We start from the raw sequence: 23,599 nt of genomic DNA, 5'->3' as shown, positions 1-23,599 counted from the left end.
CCCTCGATCCGCTCCCGTCTCCTGCCGGGGAGCGTAAGAAAAGGCGTCTGAAGAAGCTCCCAAGAAATCCTGAAGTTCTCTTAAGAATCGGCCCGGTGGCCGGCAGTCAGGAACACGCGGCATGATCCGCGCCATGAGAATTCTGCTGATCGAAGACGACCGCAAGGCCGCCCGGCTGCTGGCCCGGGGCCTGCAGGAAGAGGGCTTCGTGGTCGACGTGGTGCATACCGCGGAGGAGGGCGACGAGGAGGCTTTCGTCGTCGCCTACGACCTGATCGTGCTCGACTGGATGCTGCCCGGAAAGGACGGCCTCACCCTGTGCCGCGACCTGCGCCAGCGCGGCTGCAAGACGCCCGTGCTCATGCTCACCGCCCGCGACGCGCTCAGCGACCGCGTGGCCGGCCTCAACACCGGCGCCGACGACTACCTGACCAAGCCCTTCGCCTTCGACGAACTGCTGGCCCGCGTGCGCGCGCTGCTGCGCCGCTCCGAGCTCGTGCGCCCGATGGTGCTTTCGCTGGTCGACCTGAGCCTCGACCCGATGAGCCAGCGCGTGCTGCGCGGCGGCTCGGTGCTGGAGCTGACCCACAAGGAGTTCGCGATCCTGCAGATACTGCTGCGCCATGCCGGCGAGGTGGTCAGCCGCTCGCGCCTGGCCGAGCAGGTGTGGAAGGACGACCTGATCGCCATCGACAACCTGATCGACGTGCACATCAGCAACCTGCGCCGCAAGGTCGATGCGCCGCCGGCCGCACCGCTGATCCAGACCGTGCGCGGGCGCGGCTTCAGGCTGGCGCTGGCGGACGACGGCAGCACCGGTGGCGTTGCGCATGCTTAGTTTCCGCAAGCGGCTGGCGCTGGCGCACGTCAGCGTGATCGTGGTGGTGATGGCGGTCGCCGCCTTCGGCTCGTACCTCGTGTTCTCGCGCAACGTGCACCGCGAACTCGACGCCGCACTGCTCGCGCTGGCCGAGACCGAAATGGGCATGCTGCTGTCGGCCGGCGAGGGCGACACGGTCATCGTCCACGAAGCGCCGCCGGGCCCGGGCGCGCCGTCGTTCGTGCGGCTCGACCGGCTGGTGCAGATCGTCGATGCCGATGGCCGCGTGCTCGCGCGCAGCAGCAACCTCGGCGAGGCGCAGCTGCCCATTCCGGCCGTGCTGCGCGAGCGGCTCGCGGCCGGCGAAACCGTGTTCGAAACGCTCGACGGCTACGGCGAGGAACCCACGCGCATGGTCTCGGTGCCCGTGCCGGGCCGTGCCTCGCTGCTGGCGGTGCAGGTGGCCGGCTCGCTGGACGACGTGAACCGCACCGTGGCCATGGCCAGCGTGCTGTTCATCATCCTCGGCGGAGCGCTGCTGCTGGCGTTGGGCGCAGCGGGCGCGCTCATCACCCGGCGTGCCTTCGGCGCCATCGACGACGTGGTGCGGCAGGCTCACCGCATCGGCGACGCGAACCTCGGCGAAAGGCTGCCGCACCCCGGCACGCGCGACGAGATCGGCCGGCTGGTGGACACGCTCAACGACATGCTGGCGCGCATCGAGCAGGGCATGGAAGCGCAGCGGCGCTTCACGTCGGATGCCTCGCACGAGCTGCGCTCGCCGCTGTCGCGCCTGCGCACCGAACTCGAACTGGCACTGCGCAGGCCGCGCGAACCGGCCGCGTATGTGGAAACGCTGCGCTCTTCGCTGGAGGAGGTCGAGTCGCTCACGCTGCTGGTCGAGGAACTGCTGGTGCTGGCCCGCCTCGACGCCGGCCAGGAGCGCGACGCGGTGGAAACGGTGTCGCTGAATCAGCTCGCCGAAGAGGCCCTGAGGCGGCTGGAACCACTGGCGCGCGAGCGGCGCCTTGCCCTGTCGCTGGCGCCCGCTTCGCCCGTGGCCGCGCGCTTCGCCCGTGGCGCGGCCAGCCTCGCGCTGGCCAACCTGCTGGACAACGCCCTGAAGTTCTCTCCGCCCGATACCACGGTGCGTGTGAGCCTGCGGGCGGACAACGAGGCGAACGAGGCCGTCATCAGCGTGGCCGACAGTGGCCCCGGCATACGCGGCGACGAAATGCCTCACCTCTTCGAGCGCTTCTACCGCGGCGCCACGGCGCGCTCGGACGAGAAGACACCGGGCCTCGGGCTAGGGCTGGCGCTCTCGCAGGCTGTGGTGCACGCGCATGGCGGGCGGATCGAGGCGGCGAACGAGAGCGGTGGCGGGGCGCGGTTCGACATGAGGTTGCCGCTGGCAGTGCCGGGCAAACCCTGACCGGATGGGTGGATGGCGCTTCGAGAATGGCCCAGTCCATTTCCCGAAGCAACGCAACGAAGAAGGGTCCCCTCCGCCATGCCCCAAACCACGCTGTCCCGCCGCCGGTTCACGATTGCCGCCGCCGCAGCAAGCCTCGCTTTGCCGTCCTTCGCGCAGACCGCATGGCCCAACAAGCCGATCCGCGTGATCGTGCCCTACACGCCCGGCGGCTTCACCGACCAGATGGCGCGGCTGGTGCAGATCGGGCTGCAGACAAAGTTGGGGCAGCCGGTGCTCGTCGACAACAAGCCCGGCGCCAACAGCCTGATCGGCGTCGATGCGATCGCCAAGGCGGCACCCGACGGCACCACCTTCGGCGTCGTCATCGCGGCCTATGCGGCCAACACCACGCTGTACCCCAAGCTGCCGTATGACCCGCGCAAGGACCTGACCGGCGTTTCGCTGATGGGCGTGTCGCCGCTGCTGGCGGCCGTGAACGTCGATGCGCCTTTCAAGACGGCGCGCGAGCTCATCGACTATGCGCGCGCCAATCCGGGCAAGGTGAGCTTCGGCTCCTCGGGCAACGGCTCGGCTGCGCACCTGACCACCGAGTTGTGGAAGTCGCTGACGCAGACCTACATGATCCACATCCCGTACCGCGGAGCGGTGCCTGCGCTGACGGACCTGATGGGCGGGCAGATCCAGCTTTTCTTCGATGCGCCGACGGGCCTCATCAACCAGGCCAAGGCCGGCAAGGTTCGGCTGATCGGCGTGGCGGGCGACAAGCGGCTGGCGGCAGCGCCCGATGTGCCGACCTTCATCGAGCAGGGTTTCGCGGGCTTCACCGGCAGCACCTGGGCGGGCATGCTGGCGCCGGCGGGCACTCCGCGCGACATCGTCAAGCGCATGTCGGAAGAGGTGGCGCGCATCATCAGGAGCGACGACACGCGCGCCAAGCTGGATGCGATGGGCACCATTCCGGCGGGCAGCACGCCGGAGGAATTCGATGCTTTCATCACGGCTGAAACGGTGAAGTGGGGCAAGGTGATCCGCACTGCGGGGGTGAAGGCGGAGTAGCTCCGGAGGCCCCGGCCTCAAGCCGCCAGCACCAGCACCTTGCACTGGCTCGGCACGATCCGCATCCCGACGATATTGCTGCGGTTCTGCACCGACAGGCTCGTCATGCGCGTGCAGGGCGAGCCCTTCAGCAGCACGGTGAACGCGCCCGTGATGTGTCGCGAAGGACCCATCACGGTCTGCGACACCACGCCCATCATCACGCCCGCGTTGTCGCCATTGGTGATCGGTGTGATCGTGGCAAGGTTGTGCGCCGGCGTGCCGCCGTAGAGGATGTTCCAGGCATTGGGAATGGCGGTCGGTCCCAGCGCGAAGTTGGGGTAGGGAATGGGCACGGCCGGCGGAGTCTTGCAGACATCGGGGAAGGCGAGGTCCATGCCCATCATCTGGGAGTTGGCAAACATGGCGGGGGCTCCTTTTCCGGGCATCAGCCCATGTGGATCTGCTCGGCGTCGATCTTGACCAGCTCCTTGCTGGTGACGAGCGTGTTCTTCGCATGCAGGCGCAAGGTGCTCGACGACTGGATATCGATCTGGCCCGCGCGCACCTGTTCGACTTCCTCGGTCAAGCGGAAGCTCGACCGGGTGAGCAGGTGAAGGCGGTCGAGCACCACCTCGCACGCGCGGCCCACGAAACGCGAGACCAGCGCGCTGAAGCGCACCTCGGCGCCCTGGTAGTCGAGCTCCGAGACCTTGCACAGGCCGCGCCCGGCCGTGAGGTTCCATTCGGGTGCGCGGGTGGCGACGGCGGTGTCCGATTGCAGATCGAGTGCGCCGGAGCTGCGCACGGCGATGCCGCCGTGCCTCGACGCCAGGGTCAGGTCGCCGTTCACCGCGAGCACCGCATGGCCCTGGTCGGCCTGTGCGACAACGGCGATCAGGTAAAGCTCGTCTTCGTCAGGGCCTGCGACCATGACGATGTCGCCCGGCGCGGGCACCAGCAGGCAGCTGGCGGCGCGGCGACAGGGCCGCGACCGGGTCTCTCCCGTCGGGACCACATCGTGGCTGTCGTCCGAATGGCTGGCCACCACCTTCGCCATGCAAATGCCCGGGGGCTGCGCGGCGGCCTGCCGCTTGGCGGGCGGCGCCTTGTGCAGCAGGGGGGCGAGTTCGCTTTCGCCGTGGACGTCTGCAGGGGGGGCGGTGGAATGGGAGCTTCGTGCGCTCATCGTCATGCGATGTCCTTTGCGTCGATGGAGAGGCGACCCTCGGCGTTGCGGTCGAGGCGGATGGCGCGGGCCGGGCGCTGGCGGGCGATGCGCTCTGCCTCGTACAGGTGGGGGTCGTTGTCGAGCACACCGATGCGGTCGCTCCAGCGCGAGCCGGCCAGCTCGGCCCGGTGCAGCTGGGTGCGCTCGAAGCGGGCCTTCTCGAAGTTCGCGCCGCGCAGGTCCGCGCAGGAGAAATCGGCGTAGACGAGCCGGCTGCGCTCGAAGCTCGCGTTCTCGCAGCGGGCGCGGAGGAAGACGCCTTGTTCCAGGCTCGCGCCGGAGAAGTCGGCTCTCGCGAGCCAGGCGTCGGCCCAGAGCGACTGGTCGAGCGCCGCGCCACGGAAATCGGCGCCGCGCAGGTCTGCCTCGACGAACAAGGTTTGCGGCGCTTGCACGCGGGCCATGCGCGCGCCGTCGAGCCTTGCGCCCTTGAAGTTGCATTGCGCGAGCTGCGCGTCCTCGAACACGCAGCCGGACATGCGCGCGTCCGTGAACTGGCACATCGCGAAGGCCTGCCCCGCGAACGACTGGCCGCGCAGGTCGGCCTCGGAAAACACGGCGTTGTGGAAGCGCGCGGTTTGGAACGCGACCTCGCGCAGGTCGCTGCGGAAGAACACCGCGCTCGTGAGCGAGGCATTGCGCAGGTCCGCGTTGCCCATGCGGCTGTCGTTGAAGATCGTCTTGGTGAGCGTGGCGCGCTCGAAGCTGGCGCCGTGCAGCTCGCAGCCGTAGAAGACCGTTTCCGCCAGCTGTGCACCGGCGCAGCGCGCGTCGCGCAGGTCGGACTCGGTCACGACGGTGCGCGGCCAATGGCTGGCGGTCGCATCCACCCCCCGCAGGCTGCAGCGCAGGAGCGACACGCCATCCAGCCGCCCCGACGCCAGCGTCGCGTCATCGAAGGTGCAGCGCTCGAACACCGAGTCGTCCAGCCGGCTGCCGGCGAGCGAGGCCCGCGTGAAGCGGCATTCGCTGAACATGCCGCCCGAAAGGTCGAGGCCGTCGAGCGGCATGCCGGTGAAATCTTCTCCTTCCATGCGCTTGCCGTTGCGGATGTGAAGCACCAGCTCCTGCGGGCTCATCGGATCGGCGTCGCGCGCGGGGCCGGCACGGTCTTGGTCTGCTCGATGTAGGCACCCTGGGTGGCGGTGGTGCCGTCGATGCGGATCTGCGACATGTCGGCGCGAAACAGGTTGGCCTCGCGCAGGTCGGCGCTAGGCAGCAGGGCCTTGTTGAAGTTGGCGGTCATCAGGTTGGCGCCCCGCAGCGACGCCCGGCTCAGGTCGGCGCGAATGAAGAGGCTGTCGGGCGCCTGCACTTCGGCGAGGTCGGCGCCGCTCAGGTTGCAGGAAGAAAAGTCGCAGGTGTCGAGCGTGGCGCGGGCGAGCCGCGCATCTTCCATGGCCATCGCGCGCAGGCTGCACTGCACCAGCGTGGCCGCCTCGAAGCTGGCGCCGCGCAGGCTGGTGCTGCCGGCAAAGCAGGTGGTGCGCAGCAGGGCCGCCGCGAACACCATGCCCTCGTCGCACGGCGTGTGGGTCCATGCGCAGGCTTCGAGCGTAGCGCCGGTGAAGTCGAGCCGCGCCACGCGGCACGACAGGAAGGCAGCCTTGTAGAGGCGGGCGCGCCGAAAGCTGCAGCCTTCGATGGTCACGTCGGAAAGGAAGCCGGCGTAGGCAATGTCGGCGTCGTCGAAGTTGCAGCCGCGCAGCCGCGAATCGATCAGGTGCAGATGGTGCAGGCGCGCGCCCTCGAAGCTGCAGCCGGCAAGCGTCACCTTGTCCAGCTTCGCGCCTTCGAGATCGGCGCGCGAGAAGTCAGCCTGTTCGCAGGCGATACCTCCGAGGTTCGTGTCGCGCAGCACCGCGTCATGAAACCGGGCGCCCGAGAGTTGCGCACGCACCAGTACGGCCTGGCTGAAATCGGCGCTGTCGCATTGCACGCCGCGCAGGTCGGCGCTTTCCAGCAGCGTGCGGCGAAAGCATGCGCCACGCAGGTCCAGGCCCGAGAGATCGGCGCCGGTCAGGTCCATCTCGGTGAAATCGCGGCTGCCTGCGAGCACCGACGCCACATGGGCACGCAGTGCCGCAAGCCGCTCGGGGGGCAGGGGATCGACGCTGGCCTGATGCTGGGCAGTGCCGCGGTACAGCGCGAGCAGGCCGCGCTCGCCGGCCTCTGTCATTTTTCGCATCGATTCCACCTGGTCCGGCGGCATGGGCGCGGTGCCCGTGGCCGCTGCGATGCCCGTGAAGCCGCGCAGCACCGACGCGCCATCCACGCGCGGCGGCCCCTTGATCTCGGCGCGGTCATGCTCGCGCACCAGCTTGCCGGTGTCGAAGCCGACCTTCCTCGACTCGCTGGCGTTGGCGTCGGCTTCGCGCTGAAGGCGTTCGCGCTCGACAGCGCCTTGCGCGCGCTGCGCGCGGGCATAGGCATCCGCCTGCTCGACGAACCCGGGCAACTCGTGCAGGGTGGGTGTGCGCTGGAAGGGCGCTGGAAGAGCGCGCTCCCTGAAATGGCGCGCCTTGTGCCCGGCGTCGAGCGCCATCTGCTTGAGTTCGTCGCGGGCTTGCCGGCCGCGTTCGCGCATGTTGCGCACCAGCGCTGATTCGGTGGTTTCGGGCTGTTCGAGCCATGGACCAATGGCCCCCGGGGGCACCAGTTCATCGTCTCGGAACATGTAGAGCGCGCCCTTTTCCGGGTCGCAGCGCTGGCGCAGCACGGTCTCGTAGTGCGCGAGGCCGCGTGGTGCGTCGATCGTTTCGAGCGCGGGCATCACGTGGGTGACGTCGCTGGCGTCGTCTTCTTCGATGAGGGTCTCGCCATGGAAGACCAGCGCCACGCGCTCCAGGTGCGGGAAGAACCACGCGGTGGTCAGCCGCTGCGCGATGTCCTCGATCTGCCCCGGCGACCGGCGCCGCGCGATGAAGGCGAGGGCGCGCCAGCTGGGCAGTCGGCCCCGCTGGATCGGCACGCCGGGGTGCATGTTCCACACCGCATAGGGGGTGCCCGGAGCGATCTCCAGGGCACCGGCCAGGCGCTGGTCGGGCGGCGCGGCATTGAAGAGCTGCCAGTCCATGTCCTCGGCAAAACCCGGAAACAGGTGGGCGCGCCAGTGCTCGTCGTACTGCCTGCCGATCATGCGCATGCGCCGGGGCCAGGCGATGTCGAGCGGGCCGAAGCCGGCGGGTTCGGGCTGGTCGCCGGGCCGGTGCACGCGGTGGGAGGGGTCTTCGATGTTGGGCAGGCGCTGCACCTCGCGGCCATCGACTTGTTCGAGCCCGTGGCCGCGGCCCAGCGGGTTGTCCGCGAAGGCGGGGCCGCCATAGGCGCGCGTCCAGTCCACGCGCATGGACTCGAAGGGCTGCGGCTGCGTGGCACGGCCGCCAATCCAATAGCGGTCACCAAAGACGGCCAGGTCCTTGGCAAGGCCGCCGAGTTGCAGCCGTGCGGCGCACATCGTCTTTTCCGCCTGGTGCGCGGTGTAGGCGAAACCGGTGGCAAGCACCTCGGCGCGGATCTTCGGCAGGCCCAGGTCGATGGCGGTGGCCGGACCGAGTTCGTCGGACAGCGCTTTCCAGAACTCGGGTTCGGGCGTCAGCACGGGCTGCTCGCCCATCGATGCCATGCACAGCGTGGTCACGGCCAGGCGCTGCTCGCCACCGCGCAGGAACGGCCGCGTGGTGACGCTCAGCCGCAATGGCTTGACGGTCTTCATCGGCGGCGCATCCGCGGCATCCGCTCAGGACGCACGCGGGATCTCCAGCGGCGTGCGCTCGCGGTCGATCGCGACCGAGGCGGCGTTTCGCGGGTCGTAGCGCAGATGAACGATCTTCAGCGGTTCCTGGAACCGGGGCACCAGCGCGTCCTCGACGAATGTGCGGATCGACGCCGTGTGCAGCGTGCCGGCGGTGTCGGCGTAGTCCACGTCGAGCACCACGGCGCAAACGGTCTGCCCGCGCGAGCCGCCGCGGGTCATGTTTCCCGGGTGCATGCGCAGGCTGCGAAGCACGCCGTCGGCTGGCTGGCCCGTTTGCGCGAGCGACAGCCACAGCTTCTGTTCAGCCGAATACAGCCGGCTCTCGCGGCGCATGTAGCCCACTGCGCCGATCGAGAACACGACGACCGCCGTCATGACGACGGCGAAGACAACCCAGAGAAGAATTTCCCAGACAGGCATCGTGTCCTTCACATGACGATGTGCATGGCCTGCGCATAGGTCGCGAGACCGTCCATCAGGAAGCGCAGCGCGGCGTTGCCGACCTGTATGGCTTCCTTGGTGATGTCGGTGCCCTTGTTCGCGATCTTGAAGGTGAGGAAGTCCACCTTGAGCACGGCGTATTGCGAATTGATGCCGTAGAACTGTTGCCGCACGCCCCAGAAGTCCAGCGAGGCGCCCACGGCTCCGAAGCGAAAGCCCACGCCGCCCGAACGCGCCAGCCGCCAGTCGCTGCTCTTGGCGTAGTTGTTGGTGTAGCTGACGGAGTTGTTGGTGTAGTTGTTCGTCAGGTTGTTGTAGGTGTTCGACGTCGTGTTGTAGACGCTGGTGTTGATGACGTGCTGCGTCGTGTTGTGGATGTGGTTCGTCGTGTTGAAGGTCACGTCCGGCGAGGTGTGCACCGTGGGGCCGGTGACGGTGGTGGTCGAGGGGCCGTTGACCTGCACCGTGTTCGAGGCGTTGATGGTGTCCTGGCGGCCCGCGCTCACGAAGCGGATTTCCTGTCCGTCGATGGTGCCGTTGAAGCCGCCGCTGATCGCCAGCTTGACGCCGCCCGTGATGGTGTCGTTCAGCCCGCCGCCGATCGAACGCGTCTTGCCGCCGGAGATGGTCTGCGTCACGCCGCCGGCCACTGTTTCGGTGAAGCCACCGGTCACGCTGCGGGTGTCGCCACCGCTGATGGTTTCCTTGGCGCCCGCGGTGATGTCGCGCGTCTCGCCGCTCTGGTAGGTGGCCGACTCGTGGCCCTTGATGAGGGTGGTGCGGGTGCCGCCGGTGGTGTGCGTCTCGTCGGCCTCCACCTCCACGTCGAGGTTGCGCTCGGCGTGCAGCAGGATCTGCTCGGCGCCCGAGCGGTCCTCGAAGCGCAGCATGTTGGCCTGGTTGGCCGCACCGCCCGCGCTGGAGCGCGTGAGGATGCCGCTGGCCGTGGCGTTGGCGGGCAGCTCCCATGGCGGCATCTGGTCGCTGTTGTAGACGCGGCCGGTGATGATGGGACGGTCGGGCTCGCCACCGATGAAATCGACGATCACTTCCTGGCCCACACGCGGCATGTGCATGGTGCCGTAGTTGGCGCCGGCCCAGTTGCTGGACACGCGCACCCAGCACGAGCTGTTCTCGTCCGACTGGCCGTAGCGGTCCCAGCGGAACTGCAGCTTCACGCGGCCGAAGCGGTCGGTCCAGATCTCCTCGGGACCGACCACCGTGGCGGTCTGCGGGCCGTTGGTGCGCGGGCGCGGCGTGGTGCGGGCGGGGCGGTAGGCCACGGAGGAGGGCAGCACGGTGAAGTCGAACTCGCACACCGATTCGCTGCTGCCGCCGGTGGAGTACTCGGGCTCCTGCAGGTTGTAGCGGGTCTCGGTGACGAGGTATTCGCGGTTGTCCGATTCGCGCGGGCAGTGCGTCATCTCGAACAGATAGCCCGGCGCCATGCCCACGACGTTGGTGTGGCCCGAAGCCAGCTCGTGCGCGCACTGCAGCTCCTGCAGGCGGACCTTGGCGTAGGCATCGCCCTGCTGGTGCTCGCTGTAGCCGCCCAGCCATTCGTAGACCTCGTAGGTCGAATGCTCGTGGGCTTTGGGGTCTTGCTGCACGCTCTGCAGCGAGGCGCGCGACTTCTTGAAGTCGAAGTCGTCGAGCATCACACGGCCCGAGGTGATCTGCTCGGCCACTCGCCACTGGTCGATGCAGGGCTCCAGCGCATTGAGCACGCGGTCGCGCGGGCGATAGGCGATGCTGGCGTGGCCGGGCAGCGGCTTGTAGCTGCCGGTGTCGTCGGCCAGCACCAGCAGGTGCGAGCCGTTGCCGTGCTCGAAGTGATAAGCGATGCCTTCGTGCTCCATGAGGCGGCTCACGAAGGCGAAGTCGCTTTCCTGGTACTGCACGCAGTACTCCATGGCGGGGTAGCTGCCCGTGAGGCGCTTGTCGAACTGGAAGCCGTACTTGCCCAGCACTTCGTCGAGCACCTCGGGCACGCTCTTGTTCTGGAAGATGCGGCAGTCGGTGGTGCGCGTGAGGTACCACAGCCACGGCTGCACCAGCGCACGGTAGATGTAGTGGCGGCCGGTTTCGTTGGCGCGGCCTACAAGCTCGAAGCGCACCACCGTGCCGTTGAGAAAGCGCGGCGCGCCTTCGTCGGCCAGCTCCAGCGTGAGCGAGGTGCCGAGCAGTTGCTTCAGGTCGAGGCTGAAGCTGGTGCTGACCATGTCCACCTCGAACTCGAAGAGTTGCGAGAGCCCCTCCCGTCCCCGCATGGCGCGGAACTTGAGCTGCTCGGCGCTCAGGACGGTGTGGACTTGGACAGTACGCGGCATTCGGAATTTCCCTGACCCATGGGGCTTCTGCGGATGCGAAACCTTCGATGGGCAGTCTAGAAATTCCTTATGTCGTATACATGACGCGCAGGGGCGGCACGGGCCGCTTTCCCCTCTGAAAACAGGCGTAGAAGAAGCCCTTACATCGAGGCTTCGAGCATTGCCTTGTAGTCGTCGCGCGTGGCCAGGCGCGGGTTGGTCTTGTGGCAGTGGTCGGCCATGGCGCCGTCGATGATCTGCTCGAACATCGCGGGCGTCACGCCCACCTCGGCCAGGCCCTTGGGCAGCCCGAGGCGCGCGTTCATGTCGCGGATGGCGTCGCCGAGATCGCCGGCCGAATCGAGGTGCATGGCCTGCGCCATGCGCTGAAGGCGCTGCTCCTTCTGCACCGATTCGGCGCCCGAGTTGAAGTGGATCACCGCGGGCAGGAAGAGGGCGTTGAGCGTGCCGTGGTGCAGGCGTGGATCGACGCCGCCCAGGCTGTGGCTCAGCGAATGCACGCAGCCCAGGCCCTTCTGGAAGGCCATGGCGCCCTGCATCGATGCGCTCATCAAGTTCAGGCGCGCCTCGCGGTCGCTGCCGTCCTTTGTTGCGCGTTCGATGTGGCCCCAGGCGCGTTCGAGCCCGTCGAGGCCGATGCCGTCGGCCGGCGGGTTGAACGCGGCCGACATGAAGGTCTCCATGCAGTGCGCGATGGCGTCCATGCCGGTGGCGGCCGTGAGCCTGGGCGGCAGGCCGAGCGTGAGCTCGGGGTCGCAGATGGCGGCCTTGGGCATCAGGAACCAGCTGTGGAAGCCGAGCTTGCGGTGGTCGTCGACGATGACGATGGCGCCGCGTGCCACCTCGCTGCCCGTGCCGCTGGTGGTGGGCACCGCAATCAGCGGCACCGCGCGCTCGGTGATCCTGGGCGACCCGCCTTCGATGGTGGCATAGGTCTTGAGCGGTCCTTCGTGCGTGGCCGCGATGGCCACGCCCTTGGCGCAGTCGATGGCCGAGCCGCCGCCCACGGCGATGAGCCCGTCGCAGCGGCCGCTTCGATAGAGCTCCACGGCCGCGCGCACCGCGGCTTCGGTCGGGTTGGAGGGCGTCTGGTCGAACACCGAGACTTCCAGGTCGGAAATGGCATCGAGCGCCTTCTGCAGCACGCCGGCCGCGCGCACGCCGGCGTCGGTCACGATCAACGGGCGGTTGATGCCGATGCGCGCGCACTCGCTGGACAGCAGCTTGATCGCGCCGAATTCGAACTGGATCTGGGTGAGGTATTGGATGAGTGCCATGAATGTGGATATGCCGTAGGGCAGTACGATTGCCGACCAGCCCAATCTAACAAGAGCGATCAGTCTTGCACACGAAAGAAACCCTTGCCGTTGTCGCGCCGGGAACACCCCCCGCCATACGACTTACCCCGAAGATGGCCAGCGTTGTCGAACGCATGGCGCGCGCCGGCCACCCCCCACTCGACCGGCTCACGCCGGAGGAGGCCAAGGCCTCCTACGAAAAGGGCGCCGGCGTGCTCGAAGTGCCCAAGCCCGAACTGGCGCGGGTTGAAGACTTCACCATTCCCGCACGCGATGACTTCGCGATCCCGGCAAGGTTGTATGCGCCGTCCACCGATGTGCTGCCCGCGCTGATGTACTTTCATGGCGGCGGCTTCACCGTCGGCAATATCCGCACGCACGACACGCTGTGCCGCGTGCTGAGCGCCAAGAGTGGCTGCGCGGTGGTGTCGGTGGACTACCGCCTCGCGCCCGTGCACAAGTTTCCGACGGCGTCGAACGATGCATGGGACGCCTTCGCCTTCCTGGCCCACGAGGGTAGACGCGTCGGTGTCGACACGCGGCGCCTGGCGGTAGGCGGCGACAGCGCCGGCGGCACGCTCGCGGCCGTGTGCGCGATCCTGGCGCGAGATGCTGGCCTGCCGCTCGCGCTGCAGATGCTGATCTACCCCGGCATGACAGCCCACCAGGACACGGCCTCGCACCAGCGCCACGTCAACGGCCCGCTGTTGACCAAGGCGATGATCGATTTCTTCTTCGCGCAATACGTCCGCACGCCGGCCGACCGCGACGACTGGCGCTTTGCGCCGCTGCTGGCCGACGACGTCGAGGGCGTGGCGCCGGCCTGGATCGGCCTGGCCGAGTGCGATCCGGTGGTCGACGAAGGCATCGCCTACGCCGACAAGCTGCGCGCCGCGGGCGTGCCGGTCGACCTGGAGATCTACCGCGGCGTGATCCACGAATTCGTCAAGATGGGGCGGGCGATTCCCGAGGCGCTGCAGGCGCAGGAGGACGCGGCCCGCGCACTCAAGGAAGCACTGGCACCATGAGCGAAGCAGCCACCCAACGCAGCAATTTCCGCTTCTTCCACCGCCTGCGCGTACGCTGGGCCGAAGTCGACATGCAGAAGATCGTCTTCAACGCGCACTACCTGATGTATTTCGACACCGCCATCTCGGACTACTGGCGCGCCTTGGCGCTGCCGTACGAAGAGGCGATGCATGCGCTGGGCGGCGACCTCTACGTGCGCAAGGCCACCATCGACTTCCGCGCCTCGGCGCGCATGGACGACATGCTGGACATGGGCGTGCGCTGCGCGCGCATCGGCAATTCTTCGATGGTGTTCGAGGGCGGGCTTTTCCGGCAGGACCAGTTCCTGGTCGGCTGCGAGCTGGTCTATGTGTTCGCCGACCCGGCGACGCAGACCTCGAAGCCGGTGCCTGCAGCCCTGCGAGAAGTGCTGACCGGCTACGAGGCCGGCGAGACGATGAGCACCGTCGAGACCGGCGACTGGGCCACCCTGGGCGGAGACGCTGGCGCCCTGCGGCGCGCGGTGTTCATCGAGGAGCAGAACATTCCCGAGGCGATGGAATGGGACGCGCAGGACGCCGTGGTGCTGCACGCGGTGGCGCGCAACCGCATCGGGCAGGTCATCGCCACAGGGCGGTTGCTGGCGGCCGAGAACGGCGTCTCGCACATCGGCCGCATGGCGGTGCACCGCAACCTGCGCAGCGGCGGGCACGGCGCTGCGGTGATGCAGGTGCTCGAAGACGCCGCCAGGGCGCGCGGCGACAGCGTGGTGGCGCTGAATGCGCAGCGCAGCGCCGAGCGTTTCTATGCGCGGCTGGGCTATGTGCCGCATGGCGACGGCTTCGAGGAGGCCGGCATCCCGCACATCGAGATGCGCCGGTCCCTTCTTCCTTCTTCTTCTCAATAGCGAGCGGGCGGGTCCGGCACGTAGCCTGGGTCGGAACCCGGGAACGGCGACGGACCGGCCGGACGCGGCCAGCGCGGCGCGGGCGGCACCGGGATCACGCCCGCGGCAACGAGGTTCTCGCGGCTGTCGTAGCGGATGCGGACCACTTCGTCGGGCGACGACTGCGCGCGCTCGAAGGTGGTCTTGCCGACATACGAGGTTTCGCGGCGGCCGTGCGCGGTGCCCAGGCTCGGGCTGGGCGCGGGCTGGCGCAGGCTGCCCACGGGGGACTCCGCTGCCGCGGTGGCACCGTCGGCCGAACCGGCCTTCGCGCGCGCATCGCCCAGGGACGATGAATCGCTTCGGCGCTCGCGCTCGCCGTGTTCGTCGCGGTACGGAAAAGGCGTGACCGGCGGCGGGAGCGGCTCGGGCATGCGCTCGCGGAACATCGCGACACCGATCACGCCCACGTCGTCCGGGCGGCCCGTGCGGCTCGCATAGGAGTTGCCGGCCGCGGCGAACTCGAAGGCCGCGATCTGCGAATCGCTCTTGCGCCAGCCGGTGATGTCGCTGCGCTCGCTGCCGCTGAACACATAGCCGTTCTGCCCGACGCCGGCCGTTTCGCCGGTGACGACGTTGATGCCGTCCACCGACATCACGGCCATGATGCGTTCGCCCGTCGCGTTGCGCGCCCGGATCGCGTAGCGCGCTCCGGGGCGGCCGGCCACCCAGTATTCGCCGCGGTGGCGGTAGATCGGCAGTTCGGTGCCGGTGCCGCGGTCGACCACGCTGATCTGCATCAGCGAGCCGATGCGGCTGGGCGGCGTGGGCGGGGCGTAAGGCCGCTCCGGGCTCTGCGCGCAGGCCGAGAACGAGGCCGCGGCGCTCAGGGCCAGGGCGGTGGAAAAGAGTCTGCGCTTCATGGTGTCTTCCTTGCCGGGAGTTGATCGGTGCAGGCTTCTACGGCGCAGCATCGGCGGCAGGGTTAAACGACGCGCAAAAAAATGGCGCCATCTGTTCGATAGCGCCGAACGCCCCTTTTCTTCAAGGGCGTTGGGGGAATGGGAGACTCAGATGTCCTCGAGCAGGGGGTAGGGCAGCGGATCGACCGTGAGTGCCGGGCCGTCGGCCGCGCCCGCGTGCAGGCCACCGGCCTCGAGCGCCGCGATCTGCATCGAGACCAGCGCGGACCAGCCGCCGCCGGGCGCTGGCGCGGCCTGCGCCACGATGCCCACGGGCTGCTCGGCATCGGCGGCCGCGAACACCTCCTGTCCGGCGGAGACGGGCGCATCGGCCTGCACGAGGTAGGTGCGCCGCTTCAGCGTGCCGCGGAACTGGCTGCGCGCGACCACTTCCTGGCCGGGGTAGCAGCCTTTCTTGAAGTTCACACCGCCGACCGATTCGTAGTTGATCATCTGCGGCACGAAGGCGTCGACGATCGGCGTGGTCAGCGTCACGATGCCGCTGCGCACCTCGCTCCACTGCCACAGGGCGGCATCTAGCGCGGGGCCCGTGGGTGCGGCGTGGCCGGCCGGCGCGATCCAGAGCGCACGTGGCACGCCGTCGGCCGGATACAGCGACACGGCGCTGGCGTCTTCGCCGACGGCCGTGCGCTTGCCGGGCGAAGCGGCGGCGTCGAGGCTGTTGCCGGTCAGGGCGGTGCCAGCCAGGCCATACAGCGCAAACTGCTCGGTGGCGTCGGTCAACTTGGCCTTGGCGCGCAGCACGAACATCGACAGGCGCTTGAGCGTCGCGGCCAGGATGTCGCGGCTGCACACCAGCAGGATCAGCTCCGGTTGCGGCTTGATGCCGATGAAACTCGCGATCACACGGCCCTTGGCGGTGCACAGCGCAGCCAGCCGGGCGTCGGAGGCCTCGAGCAGCGAGAAGTCCTGGGTGAGCTGGCCGTGCAGGAAGCTGGCGGCGTCCGGGCCCTCGGCACGGATCACACCGAGGTGGGAGAGGGCGGTCACGCCATTGAGAACGACTGTGGTCATCGCTGAATTATCATGGCCGGGCCTGTTCCTTCGGGGCGGCAGGGGCTCCTTCCCTGCAGCCTGCGAATCCATCGGTTTTCTCCGGCTTTTTCCGTCTTCCCCATATCGGATCCGTGCGCAGCTTCTTCCTTACGCTTTTCCTGCTCGCTGCCCTGATCGCGCTCGCGCTCGGCGGCGCCGGTCTCTGGTGGGTGCACCAGCCGCTCAAGCTGCCGGCGCCCAGCGTCGACCTGTCTGTCGAGCCCGGCACCACGCCGCGCGGCATCGCACAAGCCGTGGCCGACACGGGCGTCGACGTGCAGCCGCAGCTGCTCTACCTGTGGTTCCGCATCTCGGGACAAGACCGCCAGATGCGCGCCGGCAGCTACGAGCTGGAACGCGGCGTCTCGCCCAAGCTGCTGCTCAACATTCTGGTGCGCGGCGAGGAAGCCACGCGCAGCCTGGTGCTGGTCGAGGGCTGGAACATCCGCCAGGTGCGCGCCGCGCTCGCCAAGGCCGACCAGCTCAAGCCAGACAGCGTGGGCCTGAGCGACGAGGCGCTGATGGCCAGGCTGGGCAAGCCGGGCCTGCATCCGGAAGGGCGTTTCTTTCCGGACACCTACACCTACTCGAAAGGCTCGACCGACATCGCCCTGATGCAGCGCGCGATGCGGGCCATGGACAAGAAGCTCGAAGCCGCCTGGGCCGCCCGCGCTTCCGATCTGCCGCTGAAATCGGCCGATGAGGCTCTTATTTTGGCCAGCATTGTCGAAAAGGAGACAGGCAAGGCCAAAGACCGCTCGGAAATCGCGGCTGTCTTCACCAATCGCCTGCGCATCGGCATGCCGCTGCAGACCGACCCGACGGTGATCTACGGCATGGGCACCGCCTTCGACGGCAACCTGCGCAAGAAAGACCTGCTGACCGACACGCCCTGGAACACGTATACGCGCGGCGGGCTGCCGCCGACGCCGATTTCCATGCCCGGCAAGGCAGCGCTGCTGGCTGCGGTGCAGCCGGCGCAGAGCAAGTCGCTGTACTTCGTCTCGCGCGGCGACGGCACAAGCCAATTCAGCAGTTCGCTCGACGACCACAACCGCGCGGTCAACCGCTATCAGCGCGGGGGCGGCAGCGATTCCAAACCGAAGGCGACCCAATGAGTGACAACGGTCTGTTTCTGACGCTCGAAGGCATCGACGGGGCGGGCAAGTCGAGCCACCTCGATGCGCTGGAAGCCCTGTTCAGGGCGCAGGGCCGCGAGGTCGTGCGCACGCGCGAGCCCGGTGGTACGCCGCTGGCCGAGACGCTGCGCGAGTTGATCCTCGAGCAGCTGATGGATCCGCTGACCGAATCGCTGCTGGTGTTCGCGGCGCGGCGCGACCACATCGCGCAGGTCATCGAGCCGGCGCTGGCGCGCGGCGACGTGGTGCTGTGCGACCGGTTCACCGACGCGACCTTTGCCTACCAGGGCGCGGGGCGGGGCTTCGATCAAGCCGTGCTGTCGACGCTCGAACAATGGGTGCAGGCGGAGGCGGGCAGGGCGGCGCCACTTCAGCCGCACATCACGCTGTGGTTCGACCTGGCGCCCGGGATCGCGGCGCAGCGATTGGCCGGCGCCCGCGTGCCCGACAAGTTCGAAGCCCAGCCCGTCGAATTCTTCAGCCGCGTCGCCCAGGGCTACGCGGCCCGCGCGGCCGCAGATGCGAACCGCTTCGTGCGCATCGATGCCAGCCAGGCCCGCGACCAGGTGTGGCAGCAGGTCGAAACGGCATTGGTGGCGCGTGGCGTGCTGAACCGAGGAACGGCCCGATGAGCGTGCCGGCCCTGTCCCCCTGGCTGCGCCAGCCGCTCACGGAGTTGCTGCGCCAGCGCGGCCATGCCTGGCTGCTTCAAGGTCCCTCCGGCATCGGCCAGTACGAACTCGCGCTGGCGCTCGCGTCCGCATGGCTGTGCGAGCAGCCGACGCCGGAGGGCACAGCCTGCGGCCACTGCGCCAGCTGCCATGCCATCGAGGTTCGCACGCATGCCGACCTGTGCGTGCTGATGCCCGAAGTCGCCATGCAGGAACTGAACTGGCCGCTCGACGAGAAGGCGCAGGCCGACATCGACGACAAGAAACGCAAGGCGAGCCGCGAGATCCGCGTCGAGGCGATGCGCGATGCGGTCGGTTTCGCGCAGCGAACCAGCGCGCGCGGCCGTGGCAAGGTGGTGCTGGTGTATCCGGCCGAGCGCATGAACACCATCACCGCGAACGCGCTGCTGAAGACGCTCGAAGAGCCCGTCGGCGATGTGCGCTTCGTGCTCGCCAGCGAGGCCGCGTGGCAACTGCTGCCCACCATCCGCAGCCGCTGCCTGGGCTTCACGCTGCCCTGGCCTGAAACCGCCGAGGCCGAAGCCTGGCTGGCCGCGCAGGACGTGCCCGCCGCCGATGCGGCCGCATTGCTGCGCGCCGCCGGCGGCCGGCCGAGCGACGCCTTGCGGCTCGCGCGCTCGGGTCAGTCGCCCAAGGCCTGGTCCTTGCTTCCCAAGGCCATGACGCGTGGCGACGTGGGCGCGCTGGCCGATCACGCGCCGGCGCAGGCCGTCGGTGCGCTGCAGAAGCTTTGCCACGACCTGATGGCTGTCGGCAATGGCGCCGCGCCCCGGTTCTTCGATGCCGCCGACCTGCCCGCCGCGCCGTCGCGGCTGGCGCTGGCGCGCTGGTCGAAGTCGTTGGCAAGTGCCGCCAGAACCGCGGAACACCCGTTCAATGCGGGCCTCATGCTGGAAGCGCTTGTGAGCGAAGCGCGAACCACCCTAAACTCTGCCGCTCGTCGCCCATGAACCAACCTGTCGCCTCCGCCGTTCCCAACGCCACGCCCGCCCGGCCGAGCGTCATCCAACTCGCCATCAAGGAAAAGGGCGCGTTGTACGCGGCTTACATCCCTTTGTTCGCAGAAGGCGGCATCTTCATTCCGACCACGCGCGAATACCGGCTCGGCGACGATGTCTATGTGCTGCTGACGCTGCCCGAAGACCCGCAGCGCTATCCGGTGGCAGGCAAGGTCGCCTGGATCACGCCATCGCGTGCGGCAGGCAACCGGGCACCGGGCGTGGGCATCCGGTTTCCGTCCGACGAAAAATCGCGCCAGCTCAAGGCACGCATCGAGGCTGCGCTGGGCGGTTCGATGGCCTCCGACCGTCCCACGCAAACCATCTGAGTTTTCCGCCGTCCCCGTGACGCGGAACTCCGTCGACGGCGCCACCTCCCACCAGGGAGTGCGCCGCGCACTTCACCATTTCCGATGTTCACCGATTCCCACTGCCACCTCACGTTCCCCGAGTTCGCGGACCAGATGCCGCAGATCCGCGCCGCCATGGCCGCCGCGCAGGTCGACCGGGCGCTTTGCATCTGCACCAAGCTTGAAGAGTTCGACGACGTGCAGGCGCTGGCCGCCAGCTACGACAACTTCTGGGCCAGCGTCGGCGTGCACCCCGACAACGAGGACATCGCCGAGCCCAGCGTGGAAGACCTGGTGCGGCTGTCGGCCAGGCCCCGCGTGGTCGCCATCGGCGAAACCGGCCTCGACTACTACCAGATGGAGGAACGCAAGGGCGGACGCAGCATCTCCGACATGGAATGGCAGCGCGACCGCTTTCGGGTGCACATCCGCGCCGCTCAACAGACCCGCAAGCCGCTGATCATCCACACCCGCGAGGCCTCGTCCGACACGCTGGCGATCCTCAAGGAGGAGGGCGAGGATGGCGCCGGCAATGCGGCCGGCGGCGTGTTCCATTGCTTCACCGAAACCGCCGAGGTGGCGCGCGCGGCGCTCGATCTGGGTTTCTACATCTCGTTCTCCGGCATCCTGACCTTCAAGAAGGCCCAGGATCTGCGCGACGTAGCCGCTTTCGTGCCGCTGGACCGCATGCTGATCGAGACCGACAGCCCTTACCTCGCGCCCGTGCCGTACCGCGGCAAGACCAACAATCCGTCCTACGTGCCATTCGTGGCACGGCAGATCGCCGAACTGCGAAAAGTGCCCGTGGAGGCCATCGCCAAAGCCACGAGCGACAACTTCGAAACGTTGTTCAGGGACGTTAAATCATGAAGAACTACATCAAAAAATCTCTTTATCTCATTGTTTTTGCTGCATCTTTTTCAGTGCATGCCGGTTCGTTCGAAGACTTCTTCCGGGCCGTGCGTGGCGACAACGCCAGCGGCGTGCGCACGCTGCTGCAGCGCGGTTTTGATCCGAACACGCGCGACGAACACGGCCAGACGGGTTTGCTAATCGCATTGCGTGAGCCTTCGCCGAAAGTCATCCAGGTGCTGATCGAGTCGCCTCAGACCAATGTGGACCTGACCAACGCCAAGGATGAAACCCCGCTGATGCTGGCCGCGATCAAGGGCCAGCAGGACCTGGTCACGCAACTGCTGAAGCGCGACGCTGCGGTCAACAAGACGGGTTGGACGCCGCTGCACTACGCCGCGACCAGCGGCCAGTTGACCATCATGAAGGTGCTGCTCGACAACTACGCATTCATCGACGCGCAATCGCCCAATGGCACCACGCCGCTGATGATGGCTGCGATGTACGGCTCGAGCGAGGCGGTGAAGCTGCTGCTGGCCGAGGGCGCGGACACCACGATGAAGAACCAGCTGGGCATGACGGCCGTCGACTTTGCCAACAAGGCGAACCGTCCGGAAGCGGCGTCGTTGATCACTGCGGCGGCGGCAGCCAAAGCCAATGCGCCCAAGGCGATTCCGAAGGACGGCAAATGGTGAAGCCGGCGGGCGCCATGTTGCTGGCGTTTGGACTGATGGGTTTCGCGTCCGGCGCGATGGCGCAGCACTCGATCTACAAGTGCGTACATGGCGGCAAGGTCGCTTATTCGAACGAGCCGTGCCCGGACGCGAAGAAGGTCGAGGTCAAGCAGACGAAGGGCGTGAACTACGAGGGCCGGGGTTCGGGGAGCGCGCTGAAGCGTTGATACCGGCTGGGGGCCTCGTTGTGTTCATCTGAAATAAACACAATGTGCATTATGTTAAATCATAACGGCCGATCGCCATGAGTTCGTCGTCAACAGTCGGCCGACAGAAAGTTGCACATCGAAAACGGCCTTCCGCGACATGAACTACGCACTGGGCCCAGTAATCCACAGCAGCTAACGGTTGCGGAACGCGAAACTGGCAGCGTCGCGAAAGCGACGTGAAAGAGACTCAGTGGCCCAAGGGCCGCTGATCTCCGCGAAGGCGGCCCCTCGCGACCCATTCATGGATAACACGTCAGGACGGGAAGCGCGCCATCATTGCGCACGTCAGGGGGCCTGCCCGGCCCGTCGGCGTTGTCAGAAATACGCCTGAAGGCGCTTGCCAAGTCGATGGATATACCAACCGCAGGCTGCCATTACCAAACCGACGTACAGCACTACCAGTGCAACGGCAGGAGCCCACCCAGGCACGGAGGAAGCCAACCCGGCGATGAGAGGGTCGCGAGGTAACTGAAGGAGTTTCCAGATGACGATCAAGGGAGTGGCTCCGAGCATCACTGCCGTCCACCCGCACCACCAGAGTTCGCGACCGCGCTGGCGCATTACTCTCCAGTCCCCTTCGAATTTCTCCATCAGCCAGTCATCCATACCGGTGCTCCAAAGATTGGGGGAAGGTTACTGGCATGGTCACTCGGTATCGCCTCAATGGACCGGGAGGCCCAGCTTTACCATGATGCCGACGTCTTGACGATCGAGCGCTCTCTTCACGGCCGCCTCCGCCTCGCTGAATGCTGACGTCCACGCTCGAGCATCAATCGCCTCCTGCGGAAAAAGCGAAGAGCCCCCTTCCCGCGTGAGCTTCGCGCTTGCCAAGAAGCATGGGCGAACCTGCGCAGTGCCGCCGAGCTTGCTTTCCATGACTAGGCGAAAATTCGCCGCCGCAGCGGACAACTGATCGACGGGAACACCATCGGCAGTGATCATGACCTCGTATTGCATGCTGAATTCTTTTCTCTCAAATGTGCGGCCAACGCAGCCTTCGTCGATCAGTTCATTTGCTGCCGGTCCTGCCTGGGCATTGAGCCGAGGCTGCAAACTGAAACGATGTCTAGCAGGTTGGCCGGGCAGGTGCAAAGCCCGAACGAGTTTGTACCGCGCGCGAGCATAAGTCGTACCTAGTTTCGGGGTTGCGCCGTTTGTACGATCCAAGTAGTGACCGCTTGTCGCACCAATCGAATTCGCGGCCTCTGCGCACAGGCGCCGTCCAATGATGATTTAAGAAGAACCGGCTTGCAAGTACTGCTGTTTGGCGATACGACCTCGGCTTTGACAGGACTACAAGGCCTGCGTACTGTCGGTCCTCGACAAAACGTAACCCGAGGGATTGATGGACGCAGCAAAGCAAGAGACAACAGAGCTCGCCGTGGTCGCGGCGGTGATGCCCAAGTCGGGGTCGATAGACGCTCTCCAGCGGGAAGTTCAGCGCAAGCTAGGACGCTGCATGCTGCGCTTGCAGCAGTACGAGAGCATGATCAAAAAGCTGGCCGTGAACTTCCAGATCGCGGGCCCCTCGACACAGCTGCATGACATCCAGCAGAAGCGCGAGGCGGCGTTCGCTACCCAAACGCTTGGCGGCCTCGTTACGGCGTTGAGCGGCACCTATCTCTCCCCTCACCCTTTCCCCGCGGATGACGCCTCAGGACCCGAATGGGAACCACCAGACAGTAAGCAGATCTGGTTTCGGATGGATGCGCGCATCTCGCTGGACCCCGGGGACTACGATCGCGTCGTCTCAGGTCTGCGCGACCTGGTGAGCTTGCGTAATCGCTTGGCGCATCATTTCATCGGGATGTTCGACCTCGGGTCGGAGCAAGGCTGCCTGGACGCCGATGCCTATCTGGACGAGAGCCATGCGCAGATCGACCTGCGTTGCATTGAGGCAAGTGGCTGGCTCCAGTCCTTGGACAAGGGCCGTCAGCAGATGGCCGCGTTCATGGCGAGCGACACCTGGTCGGACTTGATCATCCACGGCATCGAACCGGATGGCACCGTGAATTGGGGATTGAGCTCGATGGTCGAGCATCTGCGCAAAGCTGAAACCGTCTTGGCAGTGGACGGCTGGACGCCACTGGCCGGGATGGTGGAGCGGATGCAGGCGCTGCATCCCGAGTACACGTTGGAGCGCTACCGGTGCTCCAGTTGGCGCCAGGTGCTGAATGACTGCGGCCAATTTGAACAACGCTGCGTGGAAGGCGTTGGCTCAAAGGATAGTCGGACATGGTTTCGGAGCAGGACGGGCAAGGTGGCGTAGCCACGCTGAAGCGCAACAGAAATCTTGCTCGGTCCTCTGCCAATTTAGAGCTCGTCTCCCCTCGGCGACGGCGGAAAGTGGGAGCGGAATGCCGTAG

At 67.1% G+C, this 23,599-nt stretch carries 24 protein-coding genes; 13 read left to right on the top strand and 11 right to left on the bottom strand.

From position 1 onward, the window contains the following. Positions 1-133 precede the first annotated feature (133 nt). The 3 genes from ACCC97_RS10355 to ACCC97_RS10345 all read left to right on the top strand — a co-directional run bounded on the left by ACCC97_RS10355 (position 134) and on the right by ACCC97_RS10345 (position 3,311). Entirely contained in the window at positions 134-838 is a 705-nt protein-coding gene (locus ACCC97_RS10355) for a response regulator transcription factor (RefSeq protein WP_413332671.1), read from the top strand. Next, positions 831-2,252 carry a sensor histidine kinase gene (locus ACCC97_RS10350; RefSeq protein ID WP_413332669.1) on the top strand — a complete coding sequence of 474 codons (1,422 nt, stop codon included), beginning with the start codon at positions 831-833 and terminating at the stop codon, positions 2,250-2,252. Before ACCC97_RS10355 ends, ACCC97_RS10350 begins: the two co-directional genes overlap by 8 nt. A 78-nt stretch (positions 2,253-2,330) precedes the next feature. Beyond that, entirely contained in the window at positions 2,331-3,311 is a 981-nt protein-coding gene (locus ACCC97_RS10345) for a tripartite tricarboxylate transporter substrate binding protein (protein ID WP_413332667.1), read from the top strand. Positions 3,312-3,328: 17 nt separating this feature from the next. Here the strand turns inward: ACCC97_RS10345 and ACCC97_RS10340 are convergent, their stop codons facing one another. The 7 genes from ACCC97_RS10340 to ACCC97_RS10310 form a co-directional block, all read right to left on the bottom strand. Continuing rightward, complete coding sequence (locus ACCC97_RS10340; RefSeq protein ID WP_413311963.1) at positions 3,329-3,715, bottom strand: DUF4150 domain-containing protein; 387 nt, start codon at positions 3,713-3,715, stop codon at positions 3,329-3,331. Positions 3,716-3,738: 23 nt separating this feature from the next. After that, positions 3,739-4,485, bottom strand: coding sequence for a DUF3540 domain-containing protein (locus tag ACCC97_RS10335; protein ID WP_007827689.1), 747 nt, complete (start codon positions 4,483-4,485; stop codon positions 3,739-3,741). After that, complete coding sequence (locus ACCC97_RS10330; RefSeq protein WP_413332665.1) at positions 4,482-5,600, bottom strand: pentapeptide repeat-containing protein; 1,119 nt, start codon at positions 5,598-5,600, stop codon at positions 4,482-4,484. Before ACCC97_RS10330 ends, ACCC97_RS10335 begins: the two co-directional genes overlap by 4 nt. Beyond that, entirely contained in the window at positions 5,597-8,236 is a 2,640-nt protein-coding gene (locus ACCC97_RS10325; RefSeq protein ID WP_413332663.1) for a DUF2169 domain-containing protein, read from the bottom strand. Before ACCC97_RS10325 ends, ACCC97_RS10330 begins: the two co-directional genes overlap by 4 nt. Positions 8,237-8,260: 24 nt before the next feature. Further along, positions 8,261-8,698, bottom strand: a complete 438-nt coding sequence (locus ACCC97_RS10320; protein WP_007827692.1) for a hypothetical protein — start codon at positions 8,696-8,698, stop codon at positions 8,261-8,263. An 8-nt stretch (positions 8,699-8,706) separates the two neighbouring features. After that, complete coding sequence (gene tssI, locus ACCC97_RS10315) at positions 8,707-11,049, bottom strand: type VI secretion system tip protein TssI/VgrG (protein WP_413332662.1); 2,343 nt, start codon at positions 11,047-11,049, stop codon at positions 8,707-8,709. Positions 11,050-11,189: 140 nt separating this feature from the next. Then, positions 11,190-12,326, bottom strand: coding sequence for an iron-containing alcohol dehydrogenase (locus tag ACCC97_RS10310; protein ID WP_413332660.1), 1,137 nt, complete (start codon positions 12,324-12,326; stop codon positions 11,190-11,192). A 134-nt stretch (positions 12,327-12,460) separates the two neighbouring features. Between ACCC97_RS10310 and ACCC97_RS10305 the strand changes: the two genes are divergently transcribed. Both ACCC97_RS10305 and ACCC97_RS10300 read left to right on the top strand, forming a co-directional pair. Beyond that, on the top strand, positions 12,461-13,375 hold the full coding sequence (locus tag ACCC97_RS10305) for an alpha/beta hydrolase (protein ID WP_007827697.1): 915 nt from the start codon (positions 12,461-12,463) through the stop codon (positions 13,373-13,375). Continuing rightward, positions 13,372-14,262 carry a YbgC/FadM family acyl-CoA thioesterase gene (locus ACCC97_RS10300; RefSeq protein WP_413332658.1) on the top strand — a complete coding sequence of 297 codons (891 nt, stop codon included), beginning with the start codon at positions 13,372-13,374 and terminating at the stop codon, positions 14,260-14,262. The genes ACCC97_RS10305 and ACCC97_RS10300 overlap by 4 nt, the downstream gene beginning before the upstream one ends. Here the strand turns inward: ACCC97_RS10300 and ACCC97_RS10295 are convergent. Together ACCC97_RS10295 and ACCC97_RS10290 are read right to left on the bottom strand one after the other, a co-directional pair. Beyond that, the gene (locus ACCC97_RS10295) at positions 14,256-15,164 is read right to left on the bottom strand and encodes a hypothetical protein (protein WP_413332656.1); all 909 of its coding nucleotides are present in this window, start codon (positions 15,162-15,164) and stop codon (positions 14,256-14,258) included. The two genes, ACCC97_RS10300 and ACCC97_RS10295, sit on opposite strands and share 7 nt — an antisense overlap. A gap of 147 nt (positions 15,165-15,311) precedes the next feature. Beyond that, complete coding sequence (locus ACCC97_RS10290) at positions 15,312-16,238, bottom strand: YgfZ/GcvT domain-containing protein (protein WP_413332654.1); 927 nt, start codon at positions 16,236-16,238, stop codon at positions 15,312-15,314. A 113-nt stretch (positions 16,239-16,351) separates the two neighbouring features. On the opposite strand from ACCC97_RS10290, the gene mltG reads away from it, so the two are divergent. The 7 genes from mltG to ACCC97_RS10255 all read left to right on the top strand — a co-directional run bounded on the left by mltG (position 16,352) and on the right by ACCC97_RS10255 (position 21,191). Then, positions 16,352-17,377 carry an endolytic transglycosylase MltG gene (mltG, locus tag ACCC97_RS10285; RefSeq protein WP_007827703.1) on the top strand — a complete coding sequence of 342 codons (1,026 nt, stop codon included), beginning with the start codon at positions 16,352-16,354 and terminating at the stop codon, positions 17,375-17,377. Continuing rightward, positions 17,374-18,030, top strand: coding sequence for a dTMP kinase (tmk, locus tag ACCC97_RS10280; protein WP_413332652.1), 657 nt, complete (start codon positions 17,374-17,376; stop codon positions 18,028-18,030). Before mltG ends, tmk begins: the two co-directional genes overlap by 4 nt. Next, on the top strand, positions 18,027-19,040 hold the full coding sequence (locus ACCC97_RS10275; RefSeq protein WP_413332650.1) for a DNA polymerase III subunit delta': 1,014 nt from the start codon (positions 18,027-18,029) through the stop codon (positions 19,038-19,040). The genes tmk and ACCC97_RS10275 overlap by 4 nt, the downstream gene beginning before the upstream one ends. Beyond that, a complete protein-coding gene (locus ACCC97_RS10270; RefSeq protein ID WP_007827708.1) occupies positions 19,037-19,417 on the top strand; it encodes a PilZ domain-containing protein in 381 nt (126 codons plus the stop codon). The genes ACCC97_RS10275 and ACCC97_RS10270 overlap by 4 nt, the downstream gene beginning before the upstream one ends. Positions 19,418-19,501: 84 nt before the next feature. Continuing rightward, positions 19,502-20,308 (top strand): TatD family hydrolase, encoded by an 807-nt coding sequence (locus ACCC97_RS10265; RefSeq protein ID WP_007827710.1) that lies wholly within the window; start codon positions 19,502-19,504, stop codon positions 20,306-20,308. Continuing rightward, positions 20,305-20,985: an ankyrin repeat domain-containing protein gene (locus ACCC97_RS10260; protein WP_413332649.1), complete on the top strand. Its 681-nt coding sequence runs from the start codon at positions 20,305-20,307 to the stop codon at positions 20,983-20,985. Before ACCC97_RS10265 ends, ACCC97_RS10260 begins: the two co-directional genes overlap by 4 nt. Continuing rightward, entirely contained in the window at positions 20,979-21,191 is a 213-nt protein-coding gene (locus tag ACCC97_RS10255; RefSeq protein WP_007827714.1) for a DUF4124 domain-containing protein, read from the top strand. Before ACCC97_RS10260 ends, ACCC97_RS10255 begins: the two co-directional genes overlap by 7 nt. A 357-nt stretch (positions 21,192-21,548) precedes the next feature. Here ACCC97_RS10255 and ACCC97_RS10250 read toward each other — a convergent pair whose 3' ends face one another. Beyond that, positions 21,549-21,839 (bottom strand): hypothetical protein, encoded by a 291-nt coding sequence (locus tag ACCC97_RS10250; RefSeq protein WP_413332647.1) that lies wholly within the window; start codon positions 21,837-21,839, stop codon positions 21,549-21,551. 54 nt (positions 21,840-21,893) lie between these two features. After that, positions 21,894-22,190: a hypothetical protein gene (locus ACCC97_RS10245; protein ID WP_413332645.1), complete on the bottom strand. Its 297-nt coding sequence runs from the start codon at positions 22,188-22,190 to the stop codon at positions 21,894-21,896. 388 nt (positions 22,191-22,578) lie between these two features. Here ACCC97_RS10245 and ACCC97_RS10240 point away from each other — a divergent pair, with 388 nt between their 5' ends. Then, a complete protein-coding gene (locus tag ACCC97_RS10240) occupies positions 22,579-23,502 on the top strand; it encodes a hypothetical protein (RefSeq protein ID WP_413332644.1) in 924 nt (307 codons plus the stop codon). Positions 23,503-23,599 lie beyond the last annotated feature (97 nt).

Source organism: Variovorax sp. Varisp85 (assembly GCF_047304045.1).
Taxonomy (GTDB): domain Bacteria; phylum Pseudomonadota; class Gammaproteobacteria; order Burkholderiales; family Burkholderiaceae_C; genus Variovorax.
Note: the sequence above shows the minus strand (reverse complement) of the source record. Positions and strands in the feature narration are given on the sequence as shown.